Genomic DNA, 6,914 nt, shown 5'->3' with positions numbered 1-6,914 from the left:
CCCAACCAGACAGGAACAACTCGCCGCCATGCGCGAGTTCAGCAACAACACCAACGCCCGGCTTCCCGTTCTCTTCCTGCTGGATACCAGCAGCAGTATGAACGGTATTATCCGGGGCGACAACCAACACATCGTCCGTCAGGAATACGCTGACGGGATCAACTGGAATATCGTCACGGGAGATAACATGGTCACCCGGATGGATGAGCTCAATACTGGTCTTCAGCGGTTCGTCAGCGACATTCTTGCCGATCCTCTGGCCAAGCTGGCCGCCGACGTAGCGGTGATCACATTCGCCCGGACGGTGGCGACGGTGAAGGAGTTCGGTCCGATCCGGGAATCTGACACAGGCCTGAAGATCTCCACGTCACAGGAGAATGAAACGTTCCTTGGCGAAGCCGTCGAACTGGCTTTGTCTGAACTTGACAGTCGTAAACGTACCTATCGGGCACACGGGGTGGAATACTACCAACCCTGGCTCGTCGTGATGACGGACGGGGTTCCGACCAGCGCCCGGCACCGGGAGCTGGAGGGACGATTGAAGGAACTGATGGCTGCCCGCAAGCTCAGTGTGTTCGTCTTCGGTATCGGCCGTGCCGATCTGTCGGAGCTTTGCAGCATCAGCCCGGGGCGTCCTCCCATGCGGGTCAATGATCAGAAGTTCCCGGAACTGTTCGCATGGCTGAGCCGGAGCGTCCGCATGGCCAGTATGTCCATGCCGGGAGACGGGGTATCGTTGACTCCTCTCCCGGATGACATGTGGCAGGTGTAGGACTGGCAACATCAGGAAGTCTCTCCCATGAGGGGCTTTCTTTTAGTTGAGATACTGATATATAGTTAATATTCCCGAAATTATCCCTATGATCAAACCTATAAGCCTAAACCAAAAATTAGATAATAAATTTCTGATGCCATAAAAGAAACCTCCATGTTTACGCCAGTAAGAAGCTTGTGTATGTAGTTTATCTAATTCTGCCTGCTTCGCGATAGCACCGATACATGCAGTTTTTCTTTGTACAGAAAGATTTATTTCTTTCCACTGTAGGTTTTGAAATTTCTGCGGTTCCAATGCTCCCGGAATCAGATCTTTTGTACTTATATCTTTATTCAAAAGTAGAAGGGTTGATAACTGTCCGTAAATTATAATATCATTTTCTGTATGTAATTTATGTGGAGAAAATTTGTCTCCATATATGCCACAAAGAATACCAACAAGATTATATTTATGGTTATCTTTTATTACTGTCGGCGTAATATTAAGAGTTTGCGCTCGGTGCTCTAAGGCATAAAATCCATATGTATCGCTATTCATATTCCAATGAAGCCAATCATGTTCTGGGAATTTTTTTATATATCTAAAAAATGAACGAAGCATATGTTTTTCAAATTCTTCAATACAATTTAAATCCAATGTTGGATCTCGATGAAGTTTTTCTGCGGAATGCAATAAGGAAAATATTCGATTACTTCCTGTTTTTACATTTCTTATTGAAATAGCAATAACATTTGGAGTCTTCGTACTATTTTCGCTAGTAAAACTTAAGCACGCATAATGAATAGCTAATGTTGTATTATTTTTCAATAAAGCACTAAGTATTTCTTTTGATTCTTTAATTGATTTGTAAGTGTTTTTCATTTTTTAAAAAATAATTCAATCTAACTCATAATATATTATATCTTTAATATTCATAAATAAATTTTTTGTTCTAGTGTCTTGTATTCTTTTCGATACTATCTTTGATCATAGCGAGTAACAATTCTCCTTTCTCGCATATGAGGTAACTACATTTTCCGTAACGTTTGCCGGAAAATGAATATTACTATTCCGTATCGTAATCAAGTTCCTGGTTCAACACCTCCATGCATCGGGCATAGCTGTAAATCTTGTCCCGCTTCTTTCCTGTTATTTCCGAAACGATGTACAGCTCCTGAAGACGAGCCAAACCGCTGTTAACGGTGGCGGGGCTCAGGCCGGTTTCCGCAACAATGTATTTGCTGTCGGCAATCAGCTTTCGTGTAAAACATTCGAAAATAAGCAATGTCGTTGCCGAGGAACGGCCTGTTTGTTCGATGATCTTCCGGTCATCGGATATTTGCCGGGCAATCTGTCTGGCGGTCGTCACGGCCTGCCGGGATGTCAGTGTTACGGCTTCGAGGAAATAGGAGAGCCACGCTTCCCAGTCCCCTGTTGATCTTACGTCGCTGAGAAGACGGTAGTATTCCTGGCGGTGGACTTTGAAGAACAGGCTGAGGTATAGAATTGGGGCTTTCAGGATGCCGGAATCACAAAGCATCAGGGTGATCAGCAAACGTCCCAAGCGACCATTTCCGTCAAGGAATGGGTGAATGGTCTCGAACTGCACATGCACCAACGCCGCCTTGATGAGAACGGGCAATGGGTGCGCGGGATCATGAATAAACAGTTCCAGCTTACCCATGCATTCCATAACCCGGTGAGGAGGAGGCGGCACAAAAACGGCATTGCCCGGCCTTGTTCCGCCGATCCAGTTCTGGCTTGTACGAAACTCTCCCGGATTCTTGCCTTCTCCCCGGCCCTTTCTTAGCAAGACTTCGTGCATCTCCCTGATCAACCGCAACGACAGGGGCAGGCCTTCCCGGATCTTGTCCAGGCCGTACTGCATGGCGGCAACGTAATTGCTGACTTCCGTGACATCTTCCAGGGGAACTCCGGGAATCCCATCCATTTCCGACACCAACAAGTCCGACAGTGAAGACTGGGTGCCTTCAATTCTTGACGACAAGACGGCTTCCTTGCGGACGTAGGAATACAACAGAAGTGAATAGTCCGGCAAAAGAGAGGTCAGGGAATTGAGTTCACCGACCGCAATCAGAGCCTGGTCATGCGATTGCTGCAATTCGGGACTGATATCTATTCCCGGGACGGGCGGCAACGGCGAAGGAATAAACGCCTTCACCTGTTCTCCCGCTACCGCCGTAATCTCGTAGTCTCCCGTATGCTCCCTTTTCATATGGCTATGATTAACCTAAAATAACCTGCTTGTCTATTTCAAGTTTATGCGTTTTCATAAAATAGCGGCTGTAGTTATTTCAAGAAATCTTCTCATCGGAATGATGCCTCTTGATGAAAGTCGTCGGACGATGTGAGCTTTGAGCTTTGCATGCATGCCGGTTTTGCTATGCTCCATTGGGCTTGTTGTTCCAGAATGACTGCTGTTATTCGGGTTGCAATATGGATTGATCGAAAAGAAGACAAGGTATGACCCATCTGCCGACAGAAGATGAAACCCCGGTTCCCGGAGAGCTGTTATTGTATACTTCTCCGGATGGCAACATCCGTCTGGATCTTCGCATCCATGATGAGACGTTGTGGATGACCCAGCAGATGATGGCCGAGCTGTTTCAGACAAGTAAACAGAACATCGGACAACATATTGCGAATATCCTGCAAGAAGGTGAGCTTCAAGAGGATGGAACTGTAAAGAAATTCTTTACAGTTCGATTGGAGGGGGAACGACAGGTGAAACGTTCTGTCATCTTCTACAACCTCGACATGATCATTTCCGTCGGTTACCGGGTAAATAGCATACGGGGCACTCAATTTCGCATATGGGCGACCCAGCGTCTGAAGGAATACATGATCAAGGGGTTTGCCATTGATGACGAACGCTTGAAGAATCCGTCGATTCCTGGAACAACACCGTTGCCGGACTACTTTGATGAATTGCTCGAGCGTATTCGGGACATTCGTGCCAGCGAACGGCGCATGTACCTGCGCATCAAGGATGTTTTTGCCATGGCGGCTGACTATATACCGTCCGGAAAGGAAACGACGGAGTTTTTCAGCTCGATTCAGAACAAACTGCACTATGCCATTACCGGTCATAGTGCCGCAGAATTGATGATGATGCGGGCTAACGCATCAGCGCCCAACATGGGGTTGACCAACTGGGCTGGCGACCGAATCCATATCAGCGACGTTACGGTCGCAAAGAACTACCTTAATGAGGAAGAAATCAGCGATTTCAATCGTTTGACCTCCCTGTGCCTGGACTTTGTCGAGGATCAGGCAAAGAACCGCCGTGAGATATTCCTGCATGAGTGGGAAGACAAGCTTAACGAACTGCTTCGTCTCATGGGAAGGCGTGTACTGAAAGGCAAGGGGCAACGGTCAAAGAAGCAGGCTCAAGAGCATGTCCGGGGACAATACCGACTTTATGAGGAACGCCGCAGGCTGAAAACGGAACGTCAGGCGGAACAGGACTATGTGAAAGAACTGGAGCGAGATATCAAAAAGCTGGAGAACAAGAAGGGACACAAGCCATCTTCAAATCCAGGTCGTTAAAAGTTTTTGGATATGCTCTAGTTTTTTCTCCAGGGTATTGACTGCATGTCGTTCTCTCCATTTGACTCCCCTCCAGGCCTCCCGCCAATAGAGAAGAAACGCTCCTGGACAAAACAGTTTCTCGTTTACCCGTTCCTTGGAGGGCTTTCTTTTTGCCGTGATTATCTTATGGAAAACCCTACAACTCGATGGCTTTATAGCTCAATTGTTTCTTTTTTTTGAGTCACCGGATACAACTTTTTTTCGAGAGGGGTGAGATCCAGTGTGATAGTTACCTTTGTAGGGAAATCATCTTGCCACTTGATGTCAAATTCGTAGTTGAGGTTCATATCCTCTTTGCTAAAGGCCCCTTTGGGGAATCCCTTGCAATAGTTGATCCGATGGGTAGGTTCCCATAGGTATTCCAACAGAGCTATGGGGAAGTCATTAAGAAAGTTACAGGGGAGACCGTTGGGTAGTGTTGTCCATTTGGAATAAATCCCCTGGCTTAACGGCAACCAAAATCCAGGGAAGGCCTGTTGGCTGTTTTGATCGACGTAGAATCCTTTGAGCATACCCAGTAACATGAGGAATCTCGTAGCTTTCTTATCATGGTAAGTATAGGCAGAAACATGTTGATAATACTGTTTCAACATGGATTGTCCATCGTACTGGTAATTGCTTCCTTTTGATGGGGTGAAATAGTTTTCGTCCTGACTCAGCCAGAGAAACGACAGGTTCGTCTCATTGGTTATTTTTTTAGGATATTTCCATTGTGAAATAGGTAAAAGATGGGCTCGCGCAGTTAGCCAATCGTTGACCTCTTTGTCATCTATCGTCATGTTGTGACCGATATTGACTGTGTAGATGACTTTTAACCCATCGAATTGAAGGATGGCGCCAGGCTTGAGGCTTTTAGTGGAATATGAAGCAAAACCATTATCGGAGAAGGAAGGATGGATTTCCTTTTCAATCGAGGGAGGGCTAGCTACAGACGCTTTTTCTTCCTCCTTTTGGAGTAACTCATTGGATCGCTTTTGCACTTGATCCAACAGGGAAAGCTCCTGTTCGGTGCGTTTGTCATGGATCTTTTCGTTCAAGCCGTCCAAAAGAATATTCATTTCCACGAGAGGATCATTACATTCTTTGTAAATTCGGTCTTCCATGGCGGGAAGGAGGGCTTCTTCTTCCATGTTGGCGGCAGGATAGGTTTCGATGACGTGACCGGTTATTTGAGCCAGAGGGAGGATGAGCTCATTGAGGAATTTGGTGGATAGTGTCTGGTGTGCTGTGGCCCATTTATTACACAAAGCCTCATATCGTTTGCTGATGGCGACTGAATAGGAAGAGGCCTCATGATGTGTGGCAATAGTTGGAATTTTCTTTTCCAACTCTTGTTTTAACTCATCTAATTCCTTAAAGCACTCGGATTGAATAGTATGAGCCTTTTGTGTAAATTCAGGGAACCGGGAGAGATAATCATCCAGCTTATAATGGGCACGTACTTTTTAGTAAAGTGCATCCTTGAGTTCCTTTGGCGACTTTGAGGCTGGATCTGTTTTTCCCATGGCTGCTTCGTGCGTCTTCGGCAAGGCGTTTATTGGCTGGGAGGATTGTATGGTCCCCCATATTCCCCAGGCGGCAACGCCAACCAGTAAGACAACGACAGCTGCGATTAGCAAGCGTGTGAGAAGAACCAATCTGGGTGATGTTCTGAGCGGCTTCCCCTGTTGCAGCCATTCTTTCCACTCCCCGGCGGCCTGGCAACGTTCTTGAGGCTTGAGCCGCAGATTCCGGTCGATGGATGTCAGTAGTTCCCGAGGACATGGCAGGGGAAGCGTCATGCCTGGAAAGGGGACGACATCATCCTGCATCAGTCGCCGATCAGCTGGCTCTACCGGGATGCTGGAGATCAGTCCATACCAGGTAGCGGCCAGGGCGTAGAGATCCGTCCATGGGCCAATCTCTCCCTTTCCCGTGATTTGTTCCGGGGAGGCGTAGGCGTACGAGAACTCTCCCTGTGTAACTGTGCAGGTCACTTCCGGCTTGTTGAGCGCCGCACCAAAGTCGATCAACACAGGCAGCTCCCGTTCGTCAAAGAGGATGTTGCCGGGCTTGATATCGCGGTGGTAGATCCCCCTGCCATGCAGATAATCCAGGCCATCCAGCACCATAAGTAGCCACTCCCGGGCTTGATCCGCAGAAATGGTTTTTCCTCCTGTGGCGGCTTCGTCCATACGCTCCCGCAGGGAACCTCCTTCCAGCCACGGCATCACATAGAAGATACTGCCATGGGATTCGAAGACATCGTAGACCCGGACGATTCGTTCGTGGTTCAGGGAAGCCAGGGTCTGTGCTTCCTTGCGGAGGGAATCCATGGCTGCCCGGTAGGTGTGCCGGGGTGCGTGCGGTAACGGGATAATCTCTCCCGTATTCGAATCCCGGCTGCACAGCCCCAGAGGGAAGCATTCCTTGAGAACGATATTGCGTCTGAGCTGATTGTCCCAGGCAATGTAGGTGATGCCGAAACCTCCCCGGCCCAGTACCTTGAGAAGTTTGTAATTACCGAGCAAGGTTCCCGGAGGGAGAGCAAAGTCGGGAGCTTCCATAA

At 47.9% G+C, this 6,914-nt stretch carries 6 protein-coding genes; 2 read left to right on the top strand and 4 right to left on the bottom strand.

The window, feature by feature from the left end; all coding sequences use genetic code 11:
• On the top strand, positions 1 to 772 hold a 772-nt coding region (locus tag WW58_RS09745), incomplete at its 5' end, for a vWA domain-containing protein (protein ID WP_288143441.1).
• Between the two features lie 42 nt (positions 773 to 814).
• Here the strand turns inward: WW58_RS09745 and WW58_RS09740 are convergent.
• Positions 815 to 1,636: a hypothetical protein gene (locus WW58_RS09740; protein ID WP_146018663.1), complete on the bottom strand. Its 822-nt coding sequence runs from the start codon at positions 1,634 to 1,636 to the stop codon at positions 815 to 817.
• Positions 1,637 to 1,820: 184 nt separating this feature from the next.
• The gene (locus WW58_RS09735) at positions 1,821 to 2,990 is read right to left on the bottom strand and encodes a Fic family protein (protein WP_046437195.1); all 1,170 of its coding nucleotides are present in this window, start codon (positions 2,988 to 2,990) and stop codon (positions 1,821 to 1,823) included.
• Between the two features lie 248 nt (positions 2,991 to 3,238).
• Here WW58_RS09735 and WW58_RS09730 point away from each other — a divergent pair, with 248 nt between their 5' ends.
• Positions 3,239 to 4,324: a virulence RhuM family protein gene (locus WW58_RS09730; protein WP_046437193.1), complete on the top strand. Its 1,086-nt coding sequence runs from the start codon at positions 3,239 to 3,241 to the stop codon at positions 4,322 to 4,324.
• 194 nt (positions 4,325 to 4,518) lie between these two features.
• Here WW58_RS09730 and WW58_RS09725 read toward each other — a convergent pair whose 3' ends face one another.
• Entirely contained in the window at positions 4,519 to 5,694 is a 1,176-nt protein-coding gene (locus WW58_RS09725) for a hypothetical protein (protein ID WP_046437191.1), read from the bottom strand.
• A gap of 117 nt (positions 5,695 to 5,811) precedes the next feature.
• A complete protein-coding gene (locus tag WW58_RS09720; RefSeq protein WP_046437189.1) occupies positions 5,812 to 6,912 on the bottom strand; it encodes a serine/threonine-protein kinase in 1,101 nt (366 codons plus the stop codon).
• Positions 6,913 to 6,914 lie beyond the last annotated feature (2 nt).

It is taken from the genome of Akkermansia sp. UNK.MGS-1 (assembly GCF_000980515.1).
GTDB classification, from domain to species: domain Bacteria; phylum Verrucomicrobiota; class Verrucomicrobiia; order Verrucomicrobiales; family Akkermansiaceae; genus Akkermansia; species Akkermansia muciniphila.
The sequence above is the reverse complement of the archived record's forward strand: the minus strand, read 5'-3'. Positions and strand labels throughout refer to the sequence as shown.